We start from the raw sequence: 18853 nt of genomic DNA, 5'->3' as shown, positions 1-18853 counted from the left end.
TAAACAACAAAGCCACCTTACGGTGGCTTTGGTTATCGGACAGCTCAGTTAACTGCGTTTTTTCTCAATGCGTCGTGCAGGCTCTTTGGCCAGCAGAGAAACCAGTGCCGGGCCCAGTAGCATAACCATGCCCAGGCTGGCCAGCAGTAGATTGTTGTGGAAAATGCGAGAGACCAGGAACAGCGTCATCATCGCAGCGCCGAAGTAGTAGGTGGTCGTCGCCTCTTCGAGGTAATCACCGAGGGTACGCAAACGGGCACTACGCTGCGTGATCAGCATGGCGATAAACACCCCTGCATACGTCACCACCAGTGTACTGCACACTTCGACCAGTGCTTTGTGTTTCCAGCCCCATACCAGCGCGGCAATCACCAGCAGGTGCATAGCGATATGGGCCCAGGTTTGACCGGTAATAATTTGAAAGCGATTAGACAATTTCATTTTTTCTCCTGCAGACCTGGCGGGTTGCCTGAATGCAACCGGATCCGGCCAGGGACGGTTTCATCAATGTAAAGCAAAAATCAGATAACGCCTTATTTATTCCTCTTCTTCACCCTCCATTTGTGACAAAGACTACACTTTGTGGTTGATGAAGATGAAAAGGAGCGCGTCGCGAGTATGCCACAAATCCAGCAAGGATTTTCATTTAAAGTCCTGACGATCAATACCCATAAAGGTTTTGCCCCGTTTAACCGACGCTTCATCTTGCCAGAATTGCGCGAAGCCGTACGCGCAACGTCGGCAGATATCGTCTTGTTGCAGGAGGTGATGGGAACACATGACATCCATCCTCTGCAACATGAAAACTGGCCCAATACCTCACATTACGAGTTTCTGGCTGACACCATGTGGAATGATTTTGCCTATGGGCGTAACGCAGTCTATCCGGAAGGACACCACGGCAATGCCGTGCTGTCGCGCTTTCCCATTGCCGAATATCAGAACCGCGATGTCTCGGTGGCCGGTAGTGAAAACCGGGGCATGCTGCACTGCCAGATTACGCTCCCCGCGCCCTACGGTACGCTGCACGTTATCTGCGTTCACCTTGGTCTGAAAGCGGCCCACCGTCGCGCCCAGATGACAATGCTGAACGAGATGGTGCTGGCCCTGCCGCCGGATGCGCCCGTGGTGGTGGCTGGCGATTTTAACGACTGGCAGGGACGCGCCAATAAAATCCTGCAAAAAGGGGCCGGGCTAAAAGAGGTATTCAGCATCAAACATGGTCGACCGGCACGCACCTTCCCGGCCCGCTTTCCTCTTCTAAGACTGGATCGTATTTATGTCCGCAACGCCACGGTGAGTCATCCCTGGGCGCTGCCGCGTAAACCCTGGTCACACCTTTCCGATCACGCGCCGCTGGCGGTGGAGATCCATCTATGAATTTTGACTGGCAAAACGGCAATAAACTACGCCTGCTGGAAAACGGGGATACGTTTTTCCCCCGGGTTTTTGGCGCAATTCAGCGTGCCGAGCGCAGTGTGCTGTTGGAAACCTTTATCCTGTTTGAAGACGATGTCGGTAACGCTTTACACCGCGAGTTGCTGGCCGCAGCACAGCGCGGCGTCAAAGTTGAAATGATGGTGGATGGTTACGGATCGTCGGAGCTGTCAGACGACTTTGTGAACAGCCTTACCCAGGCGGGCGTCCGTTTTATTTACTACGATCCGCGTCCGCTGGTGATGGGCATGCGTACCAACGTCTTTCGCCGCCTGCATCGCAAAACCGTGGTGGTTGACGGGGTTATCGCCTTTGTCGGCGGGATTAATTTCTCCGCCGAGCACTACACCGACTATGGCCCTGAAGCCAAACAGGATTACACCGTTGAGGTGAAAGGACCGGTAGTGGCGGATATTACCCGCTACCTGCAAGAGGCGATCGGCAGTCAGGCCACCACCCGCCGCTGGTGGGGACAGCGCTCACATCGTCCGGCTAAGAACGCCCTGCCCGGCGACGCGCAGGTGCTCTTCGTGTATCGCGATAATGATGATCACCGGGACGATATTGAACAGCACTATCTGGATATGCTGCGCAGTGCCAAACAGGACGTGATTATCGCGAATGCCTATTTTTTCCCCGGCTACCGACTGTTGCGGGAAATGCGCAATGCGGCACAGCGCGGGGTTCGGGTGCGTTTGATTGTGCAGGGCGAGCCCGATATGCCGATTGTGAAAGTGGGCGCAGAGCTGCTCTATAACTATCTGGTGGATGCTGGCGTGGAGGTCTACGAATACTGCCGTCGTCCGCTGCACGGTAAAGTGGCGGTGAAAGATCAGCAGTGGGCGACGGTCGGCTCCAGCAACCTCGATCCCTTAAGTTTATCGCTAAACCTCGAAGCGAACCTGATCATTCACGATCGCCACTTTAATGAGACATTACGCGACAATCTTGAGCATTTACTGGCAGAAGATTGCCAGCGCGTGCAGGAGGATAAACTGCCGCCGCGTAACTGGTGGCAGTTGTCGAAAAGCGTCGTGGTGTTCCACTTCCTGCGCCACTTTCCTGCAATCGCCGGCTGGCTTCCGGCACACACGCCAAAACTGGCCCAGGTTGACCCGCCCGTGCAGCCTGAAATGGAGACGCAAGATCGCGTCGAAGCCAACAATGAAGGAGCGAAATCCTGATGGCAAACACGCATCCGCGCTGGAAACTGGCAAAAAAAATACTCACCGGCCTGTTCTTCGTGGCCGTCATTGTGCTGCTGGTCATCTATGCACGCAAGGTGAACTGGGATGACGTCTATAAAGTTATCGTCAACTACAACCGTTTCGTGGTGCTGACCGCCGCAGGCCTGGTGATCGTCAGCTACCTCGTGTATGGCTGTTACGACCTGATCGGTCGCGCCTACTGCGGTCATAAACTGGCCAGGCGCCAGGTGATGCTGGTGTCGTTTATCTGCTATGCCTTTAACCTGACCCTCAGTACCTGGGTTGGCGGCGTGGCTATGCGCTATCGACTTTACTCACGCCTTGGCCTGGACAGCGGTACCATTACGCGCATTTTCTCACTTAGCATTGCCACCAACTGGCTGGGCTATATCCTGCTGGCGGGCGTCGTTTTCAGCGCGGGCATGGTTTCCATTCCCAGCGGCTGGTTTATTGGCGAAACCACGCTACGGCTGATCGGGGTTGTCTTGCTGGTGCTGGTCGCCTTCTACCTCTGGTCCTGTGCCTTTTCAAAACGTCGCCGCTGGACAGTCAAAGGCCAGACGTTACAGCTGCCTTCATTACGTATGGCGCTGTTTCAGTTTGCCGTTTCCTGTGCCAACTGGATGGTGATGGGCACCATTATCTGGTTGCTACTGGGCCGGGATGTGGGCTATCCGATGGTGCTGGGGGTTTTATTGATCAGCAGTATCGCTGGCGTGATTATTCATATTCCGGCGGGGATTGGCGTGCTTGAGGCGGTGTTTTTAGCGCTGTTGAGCGGCGAAAATCTTTCTCACGGTACCATTATTGCCGCCCTGCTGGCCTACCGGGTGCTCTACTTTATTTTGCCCCTGCTGCTGGCGCTGGTGCTGTACCTGGGGCTGGAGAGTCGCGCTAAGCATATGCGGCATAAAAACGAACAGAAACTGCAGAAGTCGTAACCGGGGAGCGGCTGCTCTGGCAAACCAGAGCAGCCCGTTTTTTAGCGGCGATTGCCGAAAATACGCAGCAGCATCAGGAACAGGTTGATGAAGTCAAGGTAGAGCGTCAGCGCGCCCATGATCGAGTAGCGACGCAGGTTTTCCGTGTCGCGCGCATCAATCTGCTCGCCAATGTTTTTCAGTTTCTGCGTGTCATAGGCCGTCAGGCCCACAAACACCACCACGCCAATGTAGGTAATCGCCCACATCAACGCCGGGCTTTTCAGCCAGAAGTTCACCAGCGATGCCAGCAGAATACCGATCAGCGCCATAAACAGCAGGCTGCCCAGGCGGCTCAGATCGCGCTTGGTGGTGTAGCCATAGAAGCTCATGGCACCAAACATCCCCGCCGTGACAAAGAACGTACTGGCAATGGAGGAATAGGTGTACACCAGGAAGATGCTGGCCATGGTTAACCCGGTCAGGGCCGAATAGAGCATAAATAACCCGGTCGCTACGGCACCGCTCAGGCGATGGACCATGCCAGAGAGGAAGAACACCAGCGCCAGCTGCACAATAATCAGGCCGAAGAAGGTGATGCGGTTTGCAAACACCAGCTCCATCACCGCCGGCGTGCGGGCGGCAAACCAGGAGACAAACGCGGTGAGTAATAAACCACAGGTCATCCAGCCATAAACCTGTGCCATGTAAGCCTGCAACCCGCGAGATGCAGGCTGAACTATTGAATCATTCTGTGGATATCGGTCCATGATGCACCTCTTGTTGAACAAATGGGTTATTCCCCTGACAGGGGAGCCTGGTTAAGTGTGGCACAGCTCTGTTCAACTGCGCCACAACGCAGTGCTTATTGACGTGACATGCACTGCTGATAACGACCGTCCACGCGCTGGGCGAACCACGCGGTGGTTAAATTGCGGGTGATTTTAGGACTTTCAAGCTTAATGCCCGGCAACATTTCACGGGGCAGGCGCCGTCCGGCCATTTTATCTGCCAGCGCAAAGACCTGCTTCCACACGTCGCTGTTACTGAATTCGGCCTTTTCGCCCTGCTCAAGATCGTCGCGAATTTCGCTGTTGCTCATATCCAGGCGTTTCGCCAGGGTGCGCACCGCCAGCTCCGTCGATCCCGCCTTGTCTGAGCCGTACTGAATGAGATCGCCATCCAGCGCCAGTTTCATGCCTGTCGCACGAGAGACTGCCGCCTGGAAAGCGGCATTGCGGCTGGCGTACCAGCCCGCGTTATAGTCCGCAAAGCGGTAAAGTGGCTTGCTGTAATCGGTGGGATAACCGAGCAGGTGCATCGTGCCGAAATAAACGCCGCCATGGCGGGTGAAGACCTCACGGCGGATGGAGCCGTCAACCGGCCATGGGTAGCCTTTGGCATGGGCTTCGGCAAACGCGATGCTCACCTGCATCGGCCCGCCGGTATGCACGGGGTTAAGGTTGCCAAACAATGTCTGCCCCATGGGCACCATCTCGATAAAGTCGTCGAAAATATCGCTCAGATCTTTTTCACTTTTGGCTTTATCCAGCCGCGCGGCATAGCTTTCGCCGTTGCTGGATTTGATGAGCAGCGCTGTGCGCACTAAAAACGCCGGCACGTGAACCTTCGCCGCGCGGCGGTCGATCTCGTCCCAGGCGATTTTTGACATGCCGGGCACGTTACCGCTGGCGTCAAAACCCGACTCCTGTCCCGCTACGGCAATGACCGCGCACAGGTTGCTGTCGCTGGCCTCAAGCCCCTGGGTGCGGAATGAGGTATAGATATCCTCCGCCCAGCCTGATTTGTTACTGACGTTGGCAGGCAGCAGGCGTTGGATCTGCGCTTTGACATCCTCAGGCTGCTTTGCAGGCGCTTCCGGCGTTTTTTTACTGCTACAGCCCGCCAGGATCAGCACGGCAAGCAGCGTCAGGCGTTTGGGTAAAGAAGTGAATGACATACCTGTCCTCTGAGGGGAAAAAGAGTAGCTTAACACTGCCCCGCTTCGCAGAGCAGGGTGGATTATCTGAACTCAGGTTATCGCTTTTCGCGCAACTGGCGGAAAAGGGATCTGTGATGTCAACGCGCTGGACGGTGACGTGATGCCGTTGCAACGCGACGAGGGCGGCGGCGAGCACGCGTAGGGAAAGATCCGGTTTGCCCCCGCAGCGCAACGCTCGCCCCTAATCCCAGCGCTGAGCGGCCTCATGATCGCTGTTGCGCGCATCCACCCAGCGGTCGCCCTGTTCGGTGGTTTCACGTTTCCAGAACGGAGCACGGGTTTTCAGGTAGTCCATAATAAACTCCGCGGCGGCAAACGCGCTGCTGCGGTGTGCGCTGGTGACGCCAACAAACACAATTTCATCGCCGGGGAAGAGTTCACCAATGCGGTGAATCACGGAAACCCGCTGCAGCGGCCAGCGCTGGCGTGCGTCATCAATGATTTCCTGCAGCGCCTTTTCCGTCATGCCGGGATAATGCTCCAGCGTCAGGGCCGCCACATCATCTCCCAGATTATGATTGCGCACTTTGCCGGTAAAGGTCACCACGGCGCCGTCTTCTGGACATCCTGCCAGCCACTGGTACTCCTGAGCCATATCAAAGGCAGCCGGGCCCACCCGAATTTGCGTGTCCATTTATCCTCCCGTCACCGGCGGAAAAAAGGCCACTTCATCGCCGTCCTTTAGGGGATGATGAAGTGCGGTGAGCGTCTGGTTAACTGCGGCGAGTAAACGTTCGCTGTCCAAGGCCAACGCCCAGCGTTCGCCCCGCTGCGCCAGAGCAGCCCGCAGCGCCGCCACATCGGGGTAATCCGGAGCCAGGGTGAGCGAATCGGTGCCCACCAGTTCCCGCACCTGAGCAAAAAACAGCACCTTAATCATGGGCAACCGCCTGAAAATCGCCGCTTTTGCCGCCGCTTTTATGCAGCAGGCGTAGTTGGTCGATGACAATGTCTTTTTGTACCGCCTTGCACATGTCATAGATGGTCAGCGCGGCTACGGAGGCCGCCGTCAGGGCTTCCATTTCTACCCCGGTTTTCCCGGTGAGCCGACACAGTGACGTAATGCGCACCCGGTTCCACGCTGGCTCAGCCACCAGCGCGACTTCCACTTTGCTCAGCATCAGCGGATGGCAAAGGGGGATCAGCTCCCACGTGCGTTTTGCCGCCTGAATACCGGCGATGCGCGCCGTCGCGAACACGTCACCTTTGTGGTGACTGCCCTCAATAATCATCTGTAAGGTTTCCGGCTTCATCAGCACCAGCACTTCAGCCTGTGCCTCGCGCACGGTGTCGTTTTTAGCGGAAACATCCACCATATGGGCTTCGCCAGCGGCGTTAATGTGGGTAAGTTGTGACATGCTCAAAGCTTCTTTAAATGGGTAACAAAGTTGCAGGGACGCGTACGGGCATCCAGTTGATCGGCGATGATGCGCTCCCAGGCGCTGGTACAGGCCGATGTCGAGCCGGGAACCGCGAAAATTAACGTCTGGTTTGCCAGACCGGCGACCGCGCGGGACTGTAACGTCGAACCGCCAATGTCTTCATAGGAAATCATGCGAAACAGCTCGCCAAAGCCTTCGATTTCCCGATCGAACAGCGGCAGGAGCGCCTCAGGGGTGCTGTTTTTCAGGTTAAAGCCGGTGCCGCCGTTGACGATAACCACCTGAACGTCTTCACTGGCAATCCAGCGTGAGACAATAGCCCGAATGCGGTAAAGATTGTCGGGCACGATGGCGTGGTCGATGACGCTGTGTCCGGCTTCGGCCGCGGCCTCACGCAGATAATCCCCGGACGTATCATTACTGGCATCACGGCTGTCTGAGACCGTCAGCGTGGCAAGCTGTAACGGTTGAAACGCGCTTGCTGGTTTACCCATATTTGCTCCTGCAATTAACCGCCAATGTAAGAAAGATTCTGTGTGATACCGGTATTGCCCTGCAACAGGAAATGCGTCTGTTTCTTCTGGCCCAGGCTGCTGGCAATGCGCGCCTGCAATTCATCTTGCTGATCGTCGGACGCCAGTAAATCACGCAGCGGAATGCCGCCATCGCCAAACAGACACAGGTGCAGGTTACCCTGAGCGGAAACCCGCAGGCGGTTACAGCTGGCGCAAAAATCTTTGGAATACGGCATGATCAGCCCGATTTCACCCACGTAATCCGGATGATAAAACACCTGCGCCGGGCCATCGCTGCGGCCGCTGATACGGCGCTGCCAGCCCTGCGCGAGAAGTCGATCGCGGATCACCTCGCCCGACACGTGCTGCTCGCGAAACAGCGCACCGCCCTCACCGGTTTCCATCAGCTCAATAAAACGCAGTTGAATGGGGCGCGTACGGATCCAGTCAAGAAAGGTCGTGAGATTGTGGCTGTTCACATCACGCATCAGCACGCTGTTCACTTTGACCTGGCTGAAGCCGGCCTCAAAGGCCGCATCGATCCCGGCCATCACCTGGTGGAATTTATCCTGACCGGTTATGGCATGAAACTGGCGTGCATCAAGGCTGTCCACGCTGACGTTCAGGGCGGTGAGTCCGGCATCGCGCCACTGCTTAACGTCACGCGCCAGCCGGTAACCATTGGTGGTGACGGCGATATGGCGGATAGCCGCGTTTTCTCTGACCGCCGCAATGATGTCGGTAAAGTCGCGACGTAATGAGGGTTCACCGCCGGTCAGGCGCACTTTCTCCGTGCCCGCCGCCGCAAAGGCGCGCGTGACCCGACGAATTTCATCCAGCGAGAGAAAACTTTTATTGCGGATACCGTTTGGCTGATAGCCATCGGGCAGGCAATAGGTACAACGGAAGTTGCATACATCCGTGACCGACAGGCGCAAATAGTAAAATTTGCGCGCAAATGCATCAGTAAATTGTGACACCAGAACACCTTTCCAATTCGGGAGATGCAGTCATTTCTTCCTGCACCCTGGTAGCGCGTAGGCTACGGCCTGAATCCCCTATCCACCGACGTAGGCATTCAGGCTTGAGTGTACGTTAACCGGCTGGTCAACGCGGTATACAGATGGTAGCGCGATTAGTGGCGATGCGCCATCCACGGCTTTTACTCTGTGTGCTTCATAACGTTAACTTTCACCGTATTTCGCTCACAGGATAAGTTAAAATACCCGGTAAGCACTGACGTAAATTACCCCCCGTCTGCATCAACCGGGCCGCTGGCCGGCGCAGACGTGAAAAGGAGAAGTATGAATCGAACACTGGCGGACCTGGATCGCGTGGTGGCCTTAGGTGGCGGACACGGATTAGGACGCGTGATGTCGGCCCTGTCCCCTCTGGGTTCACGCCTCACAGGCATTGTGACCACGACAGACAACGGTGGCTCCACGGGCCGCATTCGTCGCGCAGAAGGTGGCATCGCCTGGGGCGACCTGCGTAACTGTATTAACCAGCTGATCACGGAGCCGAGCGTGGCCTCCGCCATGTTCGAATATCGCTTTACCGGCAACGGTGAACTGGCCGGACACAATCTGGGTAACCTGATACTGAAAGCGCTGGATCACCTTAGCGTGCGGCCGCTGGAAGTGGTCAACATCATCAGAAACCTGTTAAAAGTTGACGCCTTTTTAATCCCCATGTCAGAGCATCCGGTTGATTTAGTTGCAACCGATAGCGAGGGCAACGCGGTGTATGGGGAAACCGCTATCGACGCCATGCAACTTCCACCGCAGGAACTGATGCTGCATCCTGCCGTGCAGCCCACCCGCGAAGCGCTTGATGCCGTTGCAGAAGCCGATCTGATTCTGATTGGACCGGGCAGCTTTTACACCAGCCTGATGCCCATTCTGCTCATGAAAGAGATGGCGCAGGCATTACGCCGGACGCCCGCTAACATGGTGTTTATCGGCAACCTGGGCCGCGAGTTGAGTCCTGCGGCGGCAACGCTTACCGTGGCCGACAAACTGGCGATGATGGAGCACTACATTGGCAAGCGGGTGATCGACGCGATCGTAGTTGGCCCGTCCACGGACGTCAGCCGGGTGGAAAACCGCCTGATTATTCGTGAACCGCTGGAGGCCGCCGATATCAAGTACCGCCACGACCGCCAACTGCTGCGCGCCGCGCTGGAGCACGCCGTTCAGGGATTTAACTGAATCAGGACACCGCAATAAACAATGTGCGCAATTCCTGCAGCTGATCGCGCAGGCCAGCCGCCTGTTCGAACTCCAGGTTTTGCGCATGTTGCTGCATCTGCCCTTCCAGCTCGTGGATCTTTTTCTGCAACGCCTGGGGGGACAACGCCAGGTAATCGGCGTCTGCCTCAGCGGCATTGCGCTTAGCGGGCTTGGCTTTACCACGCGTTTTCACCACGTTATTGCCCAGTTCCAGAATATCGGTGATTTTCTTGTTCAGGCCCTGAGGCACGATGCCGTTTTCTTCGTTATGCCGCTGCTGCTTCTCACGGCGGCGTTCCGTTTCTTCAATCGCTCTGGCCATTGAAGGCGTGATCTTGTCGCCATACAGAATCGCTTTACCGTTAATATTACGTGCCGCACGGCCAATGGTCTGAATCAGCGAACGCTCCGAACGCAGGAAGCCCTCTTTGTCCGCATCCAGAATGGCCACCAGCGATACCTCAGGCATGTCCAGCCCTTCTCGCAACAGGTTGATCCCAACCAGTACGTCAAATTTGCCCAGACGCAGGTCACGAATGATTTCCATCCTTTCCACCGTGTCGATATCCGAGTGCAGATAGCGCACCTTTTCACCGTGCTCTTCAAGGTACTCTGTCAGATCTTCCGCCATGCGTTTAGTCAGGACGGTCACCAGGACGCGCTCGTTGATCGTAACGCGCTGGCGGATCTCAGACAGTAAATCATCAACCTGCGTCGCCACGGGGCGGACCTCAAGAATCGGATCCAGCAGGCCGGTTGGACGCACCACCTGATCGATGACCTCGTCGCCGGATTTCTCCAGCTCATATTTGCCCGGCGTTGCCGACACATAGATCGTCTGAGGGGCCAGCGCTTCAAACTCTTCGAACTTCATCGGACGGTTATCAAGCGCCGAAGGCAGTCGGAAACCGTACTCTACCAACGTCTCTTTACGTGCACGGTCGCCACGGTACATGCCGCCAATTTGGGGAATCGTGACGTGGGACTCATCCACCACCAGCAGGCCATCTGCGGGGAGATAGTCAAACAGCGTAGGCGGCGCCTCTCCCGGCCCACGGCCTGAAAGGTAACGCGAGTAGTTTTCGATGCCGGAGCAGTAGCCCAGCTCGCCCATCATCTCCAGATCAAACTGGGTGCGCTGAGTGATGCGCTGCTCTTCCAGCAGTTTGTTGTTTTCCAGCAGGGTTTTACGCCGGTCGGCCAGCTCAACCTTGATGTCTTCCATGGCCTGCAGAATGCGCTCACGCGGCGTAACGTAGTGCGTTTTCGGATAGATGGTAAAACGCGGTACAACCGATTCAACCTGCCCGGTGAGCGGATCAAACAGGGACAGGCGCTCGACCTCTTCGTCAAATAACTCCACCCGCAGTGCCATATCATCGGACTCCGCCGGAAAAATATCGATGACCTCGCCACGCACCCGGAAGGTGCCGCGCTGAAACGCCTGGTCGTTGCGCGTGTACTGCAGCTCTGACAAGCGACGCAGAATGCTGCGCTGGTCGATGATCATACCGCGCGTCAGGTGCAGCATCATTTTCAGATAAAGATCGGGATCGCCCAGACCGTAAATGGCCGACACCGAGGCAACGACGATAACATCACGCCGCTCCAGTAATGCTTTAGTGGCGGAAAGACGCATCTGCTCGATGTGTTCGTTAACCGAGGCGTCTTTTTCGATAAAGGTGTCAGAGCTTGGGACATAGGCTTCAGGCTGGTAGTAATCGTAATAGGAGACAAAAAACTCCACCGCGTTGTCCGGGAAAAACTCCTTCATCTCACCATACAGCTGGGCCGCCAGCGTTTTGTTCGGTGCCAGCACCATGGTGGGCCGGTTAAGATCGGCGATCACGTTAGCCACGGTAAAGGTTTTACCCGATCCGGTAACGCCTAATAGCGTCTGGTGCGCCAGGCCATCTTCCAGTCCGGCTTCAAGACGACGGATCGCCTCTGGCTGATCGCCGGAAGGCTTGAAAGCGGAGTTCAGTTTAAAATCTTTACTCATGAATGCGGTTCCTGCAGATGAAAGACGGCGGGCAGCCCATTATTTTACTCTGCTATGGCGATTTTGCCAGAAAAAAATACTGGATATAATAACAGTGTTGATGCACAGTAACGGCAACCACTTTACGCTTGACTCTTTGACATTATCGCGCGCGCTAACCGGATTCTGTTTCGCAAGGTTATCCCCAAGCCCGATATTGATTTAACATTTGTCAAGCATGTGTCATAAAATTGCAGTTTGATGAATCGGCCCCAATCCGGCAGGCTTGTTTTTTGCTAAGTCACTGAATTAATGTCGTTACTTTAAAAAGCCCAGATTCTCATCATCGGGTTACCAGGCCCCGTATTTCCTCGCTTCCAACCTGTTTTCATTACCTAATGCACAAGGTTATCCACAGGAATAGTGGATAACTAATGACAGCCCTTTGCACATCGGCTGTGTATAATTTTTTTCACTCCCCTTTGGGCGATAAAAAAATATTTTTTTTCGCTTATTTTCTGACGCTAACGGGTAGTGATTTAGCTATCAGCGCAATCCGTGCCTTGATCGGCGACAAGTGCGTCTCACTTTTCTTTTTTTTATTGCCCCATTAACGAGCAGGTGCACTTCCCGGCTTCATGAACCTGCACCAACGCTGTACCGCGTAAGCGTCCTGATGTGGAATTGTTAACTTTTATTTATCTTTAAACAGGGTGATTTTCACTGGTTAGCCCCGACTCCACTCGCCGTTGAGACTCTGGCCTGGTAATTGCATGCTCTCTCATCTGAGTGTTACAGGCAGTAGCCGCGTGAAATGCGCCGCTATCTTATTAGAGCGATTTACCAGAAATGAACGGCGAAAGCATTCAGGTTAATTATCTGGAAGGAGCGCGTCAGATGCTAAGTTTACGGTCGGTGAATCAGTTTTACGGTAAAAATCATATTCTCTGGAATGTGGATCTTGATCTGCCTCCCGGCACCTGCACCGGCATACTGGGACGCCCCGGTATGGGAAAAACCACGCTGGTGAACTGCATTATGGGCAAGCTACCGATTAACAGCGGGACGATCAGTTGGCAGCAGGATGGCTCGCCGCCGGAAGACCTGCTCTCGCAGCCTGCTGAGCTGCGGGCCCGACAGGGGATCGGGTTTGTTCCGCAGGGGCGCCACATTTTTACTCAGATGAGCGTTGAGGATAATTTACTGATTGCCTTACTGGCAGGCGCACAGGCGAATGACGGTTATCGGGCGATCCCGGAAATGATCTTTGATCTGTTACCCGCGCTCTATTCGCTGCGTCAGCAGCGCAGCGGCGACCTGCCGGTCTATCAGCAGCAGCAGTTGGCACTGGCCCGTGCGCTGGTGCTGCAGCCCCGCCTGTTGATTCTGGATGAGCCCGCCGACGGCATGGCGCCCTGGCTGGAAGAAGAGATGGGGAATCTGATTCGTCGCCTTAATCGTGACTACGGCCTGACGATTCTGCTGCTTGAACAGCGCGTCTCGCTGATTCGCCGCGTGGCTGACAACTTTCTCCTGCTGCATCGCGGGCGCAATGTAGCACAGGGTAACGTCGCCCAGCTGGATGACGCGACCCTGGAGAAGTGGTTAACGGTGGCCTGATCGATCCGGCAGCGTCAGATAATGTCCACAGTTTGCCTGCTGGTCTTCCTGGGTTAGCCAGGGGATCACGCCCAGGCAAGGTGCAGGAAGCCGCTGCGTTAAGGCCGCCAGGTAGGCCTGATAACGCTGGCCGGGTGGCTGTACCGTATTGGCGATCCAGCCCGCCAGGTGCAGGCCGCGTGCGCGAATCGCATCGGCAGTCAGCATGGCATGATTGATACATCCCAGCTTGACGCCCACCACCAAAATGACCGGTAGCTGCTCCTCCTCGACCCAGTCTGCATAGGTTTGCGTCTCAGAAAGCGGCGTGTACCAGCCGCCCGCACCTTCCACCAAAATCCATTCTGCCAGCGGCTCAAGTTCCCGCAGCCCCGCCGACAGCGTGGCAAACTCAATCGGTCTGCCCTCATCCGCGCTGGCGATATGAGGTGAAGTCGGCTCCATAAACGCCAGTGGATTGACCTGTTCGTAGCGCAGCGGGACGTTGCTGTAACGCTGTAAGGTCAGCGCATCACTGTTGCGCACGCCTGCTGCGGTGAGCTCGCAGCCTGAGGCCACAGGTTTATAGCCCGCGCTGCGGTAGCCTGCGGCGGTGGCAGCCTGCAGCAGCGCCGCACTGGCAACCGTTTTACCGACTTCGGTGTCGGTACCGGTAACAAACCAGCGATTCAACATTGTGTCACTCCAAACATAAGATGGTAACTGAGGCGGAAACCCTGCTCATCCCGCGGCCAGTGGGCTTCGAGCTGAGCAAGACGCTGGCGCGTTAATACGCAGCCAGACCGTCCGGTATGCAGATGCGTTGCCCCGATGCCCTTCAGGGAGCGCATTGCACTCAGCGCATCGGGAAAATGCAGGGTAAGGGTTTGCGCATGGCAGCGCAGACGCTGTGTTTCACAGGCGGCAGCAATCTCCTGTGCAGGCAAAAAGCGGTTCGCATGGAGACGGCCATCCACCTGTGACCAGGCATGATGCACTTCGTGCAGCGAGCCCGCGCTCAGGGTGGAAAACAGCAGGCAGCCGCCGGGCCTGAGTACCCGGTTAAACTGCATTAGCGCCGCCTGAAGATTCTCGCTCCACTGCACCACCAGATTGCTCCATACGAGGTCAACAGACTGGTCTGCCAGTGGCAGAGCATCAATATCGCCAGCCAGATAGTGATGCGCGGCCCCGTTTTGCCGGGCCTGTTGCAGCATCTGCGGGGAGAGATCCAGCGCCGTGACCTCTTTACCCCGATCGCGCCATATCCGGCTGTACCAGCCGGTTCCGCATCCGGCATCCAGCAGTTGCAAACCGCTGTGCGCTGGCACCTGCGCCAGCAGCGCGTCCCCGCTCAACCGCTGGAGTTCAGCATAGTGATCATACTGAGATGCGGCGCGGCCAAATGCCCGTGCAATCGCGCCTTTATCAACCTGCAGCGTCATACAGCGCCTCCAGCAGGGCATCAATATCCTCTGGCTCATGGACGGCGGTAAGCGTGATGCGCAGACGGGCCGTGCCCGGCGGCACGGTCGGCGGACGGATCGCACTGACCCAGCAGCCCGCCCTGGCCAGGCGCGCAGACAGCGCCAGCGCCTCGCCGTTATCCCCGACGATTAATGGCTGAATGGCGCTGGACGACGCCATAAGTTGCCAGGGCAACGAGGCCGTGCCGTGCCGGAAATGGGCGATATTACGCGCGAGACGTTGACGGCGGTCATCACCCGCCTGCACCTGTTTCAGCGACGCTAACAGCGCACTGGCCTGGGCTGGCGGCATCGCCGTGGAGTAAATCAGATGACGGGAAAATTGCACAAAGTAATCGGCGGTCGCCTCATCACACAACAGCGCGGCCCCGCTTACGCCAAAGGCTTTGCCAAAGGTCACCACCAGCAGGTCGGGTTTCATGCCCTGTGCCCAACAGCTGCCACGTCCCTGCTCGCCCGTCACCCCTATGCCGTGCGCATCATCGACCAGCAAACAGGCACCGGCATGTTTCGCCCGGTCGGCGATCGCCTGAAGGGGCGCGCTGTCGCCGTCCATACTGAAAACCCCTTCGGTTACCACCAGCGTTTGCCCTTCGCAGGGCGCATCCAGGCGCTTAGCCAGACTGAGAGGATCGTTATGGGTAAAGCGGCGCAGCTGAGCAGGGCTTTGGCTGGCGGCCTCCAGCAGCGAAGCATGCGTCAGTTTGTCGGCCAGAATGCGGTCATTTTTCTCTGCCAGCAGGTGAATCACCGCCTGATTCGCCGCAAAGCCGGAAATAAACAGCAGCGCGCGCGAATAGCCCAGCCAGTCTGCCAGCTGTGCTTCCAGCTCGGCATGTAAACGATGAAAACCGGTTACATGGCCCGATGCACCCGCACCGGCACCGGCCTCGTCCACGCCTTGTTGCCAGCCCGCCATGACGGCGGGATGCTGGCTCAGCCCAAGATAATCGTTACTTGAGAAATGGCGAAAGGTCTGACCGGCATGGCGGATCAGGCGCGTCTGATTCTCTTCAATCACGCGCCGTTCGCGCCAGCCATCTTCAGCACGGCGCTGTATCAGCGCCTGCTGGATGCGTTGCTGCCAGCTCATTACAGCGCCGCGTTATAGAATGTTTCTGTATCGGCATGAAGCAGTTGCTCACTTAACTGCTGCTGCTGGGCATTGTCGCCGTTTGCGGTCTGCGTATGCTCAGGATTCAGCCCCAGCTTACGGAACAGCAACATATCTTTGTCTTCTTCCGGGTTCGGCGTCGTCAGCAGCTTGCAACCGTAAAAAATGGAGTTTGCCCCGGCCATAAAGCACATCGCCTGGGTTTGCTCGTTCATCTGCTCACGGCCTGCGGACAGGCGAACATGCGAGGTGGGCATCATGATGCGCGCCACGGCGATGGTGCGGATAAAGTCGAACGGTTCAACGTCATCATTGTCTGCCAGCGGCGTGCCTTTCACCTTCACCAGCATGTTGATGGGCACACTTTCAGGCGGCGTCGGCAGGTTAGCCAGCTGTACCAGCAGTCCGGCACGGTCGTTTACGGTTTCACCCAGGCCCACAATCCCGCCCGAACAGACCTTGATGCCGGCGTCACGCACTTTCCCCAGCGTATCCAGTCGTTCCTGATAGCTGCGCGTGGTGATGATATTGCCGTAAAACTCCGGTGAGGTGTCCAGATTGTGGTTGTAGAAATCCAGTCCGGCACTGCCTAAACGCTGCGCCTGACTGTCGCTCAACGTGCCAAGCGTCATGCAGGTTTCCATGCCCATCGCTTTGACGCCTTCGACCATTTTTTCCAGGTAGGGCATATCGCGATCGCTGGGGTTTTTCCATGCCGCCCCCATGCAGAAGCGGCTGGAGCCTGCGGCTTTGGCTTTTTGCGCGGAACGCAGTACCTCATCCACTTCCATCAGTCGCTCAGATTCCAGGCCCGTCTTGTAGCGGGCGCTTTGCGGGCAATATTTGCAGTCTTCCGGGCAGGCACCGGTTTTAATCGACAGCAGTGTGCTGACCTGCACCTGACGTGGATCGAAGTGCTGGCGGTGCACCTGTTGCGCTTCAAACATCAGTTCAAGAAATGGCCGATCAAACAGCGCCTGGGCCTGAGCCAGAGTCCAACGTTGTGACATTACTTACTCCAAAAAAGGTGTCATCCCGACAGTTAACGTGGTTATACTTGTAAACTAAATCTTTTTATTTTGGTTTACAACTCCGATGTTTACTTCTCAGGACGCTGAATTTGATCGCCAGCATATCTGGCATCCCTACACCTCAATGCAGCAGCCGCTGCCCTGCTATCCGGTTGTTGCGGCACAGGATTATCATCTGCAGCTGGCAGATGGTCGTACCCTGGTGGACGGAATGTCGTCCTGGTGGGCGGCGATACATGGCTATAACCATCCGCGCCTGAATCGCGCCCTGCAACAGCAGATGGGGCAGATGTCCCACGTGATGTTTGGCGGCATTACCCATCCTGCCGCGGTGGCGTTGTGTCGTCAGCTGGTCTCGATGACGCCAGACGCGCTGGAATGTGTATTTCTGGCCGATTCCGGCTCGGTCGCCGTTGAAGTCGCGATGAAAATGGCGCTGCAATACTGGCTTGGGCGAGGCGAGACGCGTCAGCAATTTTTGACGCTCAAACGCGGTTATCACGGCGATACCTTTGCCGCGATGTCGGTATGCGATCCGGATAATTCCATGCACAGCCTGTGGCGCGGCTACCTGCCGGAACACCATTTCGCCGCGGCGCCGCAGTGCGGTTTTGATGACGAGTGGGATGCGCGTGATGCAGAGGATTTTATCCGGCTGATCCAGCAGCATCGGGGGCAGCTGGCCGCGGTGATTCTGGAACCCATCGTTCAGGGTGCCGGGGGAATGCGTTTTTACCATCCGCGCTATTTGCAGTGTGTACGAGAAGCCTGTGATCGCGACGGCATTCTGCTGATCGCCGATGAGATCGCAACCGGCTTTGGCCGCACCGGTACGCTGTTCGCCTGCGAACATGCGGCGATTTCACCGGACATCATGTGCGTAGGCAAAGCCCTGACCGGCGGCACGATGAGCCTCGCCGCTACCCTCACCACCCGTGACGTGGCCGATACCATCAGCCTCAGTCCGGCGGGCTGCTTTATGCACGGCCCCACCTTTATGGGCAATCCGCTGGCGTGCGCGGTGGCGTCAGAAAGCCTGGCAATGGTGCAGGAAGGTGACTGGCGTCAGCAGGTTGCGGCGATCGAGCGTCAGCTGCGTGGCGCGCTGCTGCCCCTGCGTCACGCGCCCGCGGTGGCTGACGTGCGCGTGCTGGGAGCCATTGGCGTGGTGGAAACGCATCAACCGGTCAATATGGCGGCGCTGCAACAGTTCTTTGTCAGTCAGGGCGTCTGGATTCGCCCTTTTGGCCGCCTGATTTATCTGATGCCGCCTTATATCATCTCCCCTGAGGCGCTGGATAAGCTGGTCAATGCGATTGGGGCGGCACTGGAGCAGCCCGCTCACTTTCTTTCTTAATGTTGCAACGGCTGGACGTAAACCGGCTTTTGGTTAAGATGAAAAGGCAGTGACCATTAACGCAAGGAGATGTAATGCGAGTTTACAGCCAGGATTTACACGACGGCGACAAGATGCCGGAGAAACACGTTTTTAACGGAATGGGTTATCAGGGCGATAATCTTTCCCCTCACCTTGCCTGGGAAGATGCGCCAGAAGGTACCAAAAGTTTTGTCATCACCTGCTTCGATCCGGATGCGCCTACCGGCTCAGGCTGGTGGCACTGGGTGGTGGCGAATATTCCGGCCGAGACCACATCGCTGCCGCAGGGTGCCGGTTCGGGTAAAGCCGCACTGCCCGCCGGGGCGCTACAAACACGCACGGATTTCGGTCAGGCCGGATACGGCGGCGCAGCACCGCCTGCCGGTGAAACCCATCGTTATATTTTCAGCGTTCATGCGCTGGATGTGGACAAAATCGACGTCGATGAGGGTGCCAGCGGCGCCATGGTCGGGTTTAACGTGCATTTTCACGTGCTAGCCAGCGCATCGCTGACCGTTCATTACGTCTGATCGCCGCATAAAAATGCCGCTTCCGGCCTGTCGAACGA

Annotated in this window: 20 protein-coding genes and 1 riboswitch; of the genes, 7 read left to right on the top strand and 13 right to left on the bottom strand. The window is 56.7% G+C overall.

Going from position 1 to position 18853, the window contains the following annotated elements; all coding sequences use genetic code 11:
- Positions 1 to 48: 48 nt before the first annotated feature.
- Positions 49 to 441: a YbhQ family protein gene (locus tag QLG08_RS19075; RefSeq protein WP_013025119.1), complete on the bottom strand. Its 393-nt coding sequence runs from the start codon at positions 439 to 441 to the stop codon at positions 49 to 51.
- 177 nt (positions 442 to 618) lie between these two features.
- Between QLG08_RS19075 and QLG08_RS19070 the strand changes: the two genes are divergently transcribed.
- The 3 genes from QLG08_RS19070 to QLG08_RS19060 are packed head-to-tail and all read left to right on the top strand — an operon-like array spanning position 619 to position 3586.
- Complete coding sequence (locus QLG08_RS19070) at positions 619 to 1380, top strand: endonuclease/exonuclease/phosphatase family protein (protein ID WP_041457545.1); 762 nt, start codon at positions 619 to 621, stop codon at positions 1378 to 1380.
- Positions 1377 to 2621, top strand: coding sequence for a cardiolipin synthase ClsB (gene clsB, locus QLG08_RS19065; protein WP_014606268.1), 1245 nt, complete (start codon positions 1377 to 1379; stop codon positions 2619 to 2621). Before QLG08_RS19070 ends, clsB begins: the two co-directional genes overlap by 4 nt.
- Positions 2621 to 3586 carry a lysylphosphatidylglycerol synthase domain-containing protein gene (locus QLG08_RS19060; protein WP_064373434.1) on the top strand — a complete coding sequence of 322 codons (966 nt, stop codon included), beginning with the start codon at positions 2621 to 2623 and terminating at the stop codon, positions 3584 to 3586. The genes clsB and QLG08_RS19060 overlap by 1 nt, the downstream gene beginning before the upstream one ends.
- 41 nt (positions 3587 to 3627) lie before the next feature.
- On the opposite strand, the gene QLG08_RS19055 is transcribed toward QLG08_RS19060, so the two are convergent.
- From QLG08_RS19055 to moaA, 7 genes are all read right to left on the bottom strand, one after another.
- Complete coding sequence (locus QLG08_RS19055) at positions 3628 to 4335, bottom strand: Bax inhibitor-1/YccA family protein (RefSeq protein WP_014593230.1); 708 nt, start codon at positions 4333 to 4335, stop codon at positions 3628 to 3630.
- 95 nt (positions 4336 to 4430) lie between these two features.
- Positions 4431 to 5525 carry a DUF1615 domain-containing protein gene (locus QLG08_RS19050; protein ID WP_019106151.1) on the bottom strand — a complete coding sequence of 365 codons (1095 nt, stop codon included), beginning with the start codon at positions 5523 to 5525 and terminating at the stop codon, positions 4431 to 4433.
- Positions 5526 to 5748: 223 nt separating this feature from the next.
- Entirely contained in the window at positions 5749 to 6201 is a 453-nt protein-coding gene (moaE, locus tag QLG08_RS19045; RefSeq protein WP_013025113.1) for a molybdopterin synthase catalytic subunit MoaE, read from the bottom strand.
- Positions 6202 to 6447 carry a molybdopterin synthase sulfur carrier subunit gene (gene moaD, locus QLG08_RS19040; protein ID WP_064373432.1) on the bottom strand — a complete coding sequence of 82 codons (246 nt, stop codon included), beginning with the start codon at positions 6445 to 6447 and terminating at the stop codon, positions 6202 to 6204.
- Positions 6440 to 6925: a cyclic pyranopterin monophosphate synthase MoaC gene (moaC, locus tag QLG08_RS19035; RefSeq protein ID WP_014593226.1), complete on the bottom strand. Its 486-nt coding sequence runs from the start codon at positions 6923 to 6925 to the stop codon at positions 6440 to 6442. The genes moaD and moaC overlap by 8 nt, the downstream gene beginning before the upstream one ends.
- 2 nt (positions 6926 to 6927) lie before the next feature.
- Positions 6928 to 7443 (bottom strand): molybdenum cofactor biosynthesis protein B, encoded by a 516-nt coding sequence (gene moaB, locus QLG08_RS19030; RefSeq protein WP_014606271.1) that lies wholly within the window; start codon positions 7441 to 7443, stop codon positions 6928 to 6930.
- A gap of 14 nt (positions 7444 to 7457) precedes the next feature.
- Positions 7458 to 8447: a GTP 3',8-cyclase MoaA gene (moaA, locus tag QLG08_RS19025; protein ID WP_165971849.1), complete on the bottom strand. Its 990-nt coding sequence runs from the start codon at positions 8445 to 8447 to the stop codon at positions 7458 to 7460.
- Positions 8434 to 8567, bottom strand: a riboswitch (molybdenum cofactor riboswitch). Its footprint overlaps the gene before it by 14 nt.
- A gap of 201 nt (positions 8568 to 8768) precedes the next feature.
- On the opposite strand from moaA, the gene yvcK reads away from it, so the two are divergent.
- Positions 8769 to 9674: a uridine diphosphate-N-acetylglucosamine-binding protein YvcK gene (gene yvcK / locus QLG08_RS19020; protein WP_014593223.1), complete on the top strand. Its 906-nt coding sequence runs from the start codon at positions 8769 to 8771 to the stop codon at positions 9672 to 9674.
- Between the two features lies 1 nt (position 9675).
- On the opposite strand, the gene uvrB is transcribed toward yvcK, so the two are convergent.
- Positions 9676 to 11697, bottom strand: coding sequence for an excinuclease ABC subunit UvrB (uvrB, locus tag QLG08_RS19015; protein WP_013025107.1), 2022 nt, complete (start codon positions 11695 to 11697; stop codon positions 9676 to 9678).
- A gap of 876 nt (positions 11698 to 12573) precedes the next feature.
- Between uvrB and QLG08_RS19010 the strand changes: the two genes are divergently transcribed.
- Positions 12574 to 13296: an ATP-binding cassette domain-containing protein gene (locus QLG08_RS19010; RefSeq protein ID WP_015700718.1), complete on the top strand. Its 723-nt coding sequence runs from the start codon at positions 12574 to 12576 to the stop codon at positions 13294 to 13296.
- On the opposite strand, the gene bioD is transcribed toward QLG08_RS19010, so the two are convergent.
- The 4 genes from bioD to bioB are packed head-to-tail and all read right to left on the bottom strand — an operon-like array spanning position 13282 to position 16886.
- Complete coding sequence (gene bioD, locus QLG08_RS19005) at positions 13282 to 13971, bottom strand: dethiobiotin synthase (protein ID WP_014593221.1); 690 nt, start codon at positions 13969 to 13971, stop codon at positions 13282 to 13284. The two genes, QLG08_RS19010 and bioD, sit on opposite strands and share 15 nt — an antisense overlap.
- Positions 13965 to 14720 (bottom strand): malonyl-ACP O-methyltransferase BioC, encoded by a 756-nt coding sequence (gene bioC / locus QLG08_RS19000; RefSeq protein ID WP_194761508.1) that lies wholly within the window; start codon positions 14718 to 14720, stop codon positions 13965 to 13967. The genes bioD and bioC overlap by 7 nt, the downstream gene beginning before the upstream one ends.
- Positions 14704 to 15855 (bottom strand): 8-amino-7-oxononanoate synthase, encoded by a 1152-nt coding sequence (bioF, locus tag QLG08_RS18995; RefSeq protein WP_238493091.1) that lies wholly within the window; start codon positions 15853 to 15855, stop codon positions 14704 to 14706. Before bioF ends, bioC begins: the two co-directional genes overlap by 17 nt.
- Positions 15855 to 16886 carry a biotin synthase BioB gene (bioB, locus tag QLG08_RS18990; protein ID WP_013025102.1) on the bottom strand — a complete coding sequence of 344 codons (1032 nt, stop codon included), beginning with the start codon at positions 16884 to 16886 and terminating at the stop codon, positions 15855 to 15857. The genes bioF and bioB overlap by 1 nt, the downstream gene beginning before the upstream one ends.
- 85 nt (positions 16887 to 16971) lie before the next feature.
- Here bioB and bioA point away from each other — a divergent pair, with 85 nt between their 5' ends.
- Together bioA and QLG08_RS18980 are read left to right on the top strand one after the other, a co-directional pair.
- Positions 16972 to 18264 (top strand): adenosylmethionine--8-amino-7-oxononanoate transaminase, encoded by a 1293-nt coding sequence (gene bioA / locus QLG08_RS18985; protein ID WP_014606274.1) that lies wholly within the window; start codon positions 16972 to 16974, stop codon positions 18262 to 18264.
- 74 nt (positions 18265 to 18338) lie between these two features.
- On the top strand, positions 18339 to 18815 hold the full coding sequence (locus QLG08_RS18980) for a kinase inhibitor (protein ID WP_013025100.1): 477 nt from the start codon (positions 18339 to 18341) through the stop codon (positions 18813 to 18815).
- The last annotated feature ends 38 nt before the right edge of the window (positions 18816 to 18853 follow it).

It is taken from the genome of Pantoea sp. V106_11 (assembly GCF_029967885.1).
GTDB lineage: Bacteria > Pseudomonadota > Gammaproteobacteria > Enterobacterales > Enterobacteriaceae > Pantoea > Pantoea ananatis.
The sequence above is the reverse complement of the archived record's forward strand: the minus strand, read 5'-3'. Positions and strand labels throughout refer to the sequence as shown.

Coding starts and splice junctions, on each gene's coding strand:
- QLG08_RS19075 (WP_013025119.1), bottom strand. CDS start 441: ATGAAATTGTCTAATCGCTTTCAAATTATTACCGGTCAAACCTGGGCC.
- QLG08_RS19070 (WP_041457545.1), top strand. CDS start 619: ATGCCACAAATCCAGCAAGGATTTTCATTTAAAGTCCTGACGATCAAT.
- clsB (WP_014606268.1), top strand. CDS start 1,377: ATGAATTTTGACTGGCAAAACGGCAATAAACTACGCCTGCTGGAAAAC.
- QLG08_RS19060 (WP_064373434.1), top strand. CDS start 2,621: ATGGCAAACACGCATCCGCGCTGGAAACTGGCAAAAAAAATACTCACC.
- QLG08_RS19055 (WP_014593230.1), bottom strand. CDS start 4,335: ATGGACCGATATCCACAGAATGATTCAATAGTTCAGCCTGCATCTCGC.
- QLG08_RS19050 (WP_019106151.1), bottom strand. CDS start 5,525: ATGTCATTCACTTCTTTACCCAAACGCCTGACGCTGCTTGCCGTGCTG.
- moaE (WP_013025113.1), bottom strand. CDS start 6,201: ATGGACACGCAAATTCGGGTGGGCCCGGCTGCCTTTGATATGGCTCAG.
- moaD (WP_064373432.1), bottom strand. CDS start 6,447: ATGATTAAGGTGCTGTTTTTTGCTCAGGTGCGGGAACTGGTGGGCACC.
- moaC (WP_014593226.1), bottom strand. CDS start 6,925: ATGTCACAACTTACCCACATTAACGCCGCTGGCGAAGCCCATATGGTG.
- moaB (WP_014606271.1), bottom strand. CDS start 7,443: ATGGGTAAACCAGCAAGCGCGTTTCAACCGTTACAGCTTGCCACGCTG.
- yvcK (WP_014593223.1), top strand. CDS start 8,769: ATGAATCGAACACTGGCGGACCTGGATCGCGTGGTGGCCTTAGGTGGC.
- uvrB (WP_013025107.1), bottom strand. CDS start 11,697: ATGAGTAAAGATTTTAAACTGAACTCCGCTTTCAAGCCTTCCGGCGAT.
- QLG08_RS19010 (WP_015700718.1), top strand. CDS start 12,574: ATGCTAAGTTTACGGTCGGTGAATCAGTTTTACGGTAAAAATCATATT.
- bioD (WP_014593221.1), bottom strand. CDS start 13,971: ATGTTGAATCGCTGGTTTGTTACCGGTACCGACACCGAAGTCGGTAAA.
- bioC (WP_194761508.1), bottom strand. CDS start 14,720: ATGACGCTGCAGGTTGATAAAGGCGCGATTGCACGGGCATTTGGCCGC.
- bioF (WP_238493091.1), bottom strand. CDS start 15,855: ATGAGCTGGCAGCAACGCATCCAGCAGGCGCTGATACAGCGCCGTGCT.
- bioB (WP_013025102.1), bottom strand. CDS start 16,886: ATGTCACAACGTTGGACTCTGGCTCAGGCCCAGGCGCTGTTTGATCGG.
- bioA (WP_014606274.1), top strand. CDS start 16,972: ATGTTTACTTCTCAGGACGCTGAATTTGATCGCCAGCATATCTGGCAT.
- QLG08_RS18980 (WP_013025100.1), top strand. CDS start 18,339: ATGCGAGTTTACAGCCAGGATTTACACGACGGCGACAAGATGCCGGAG.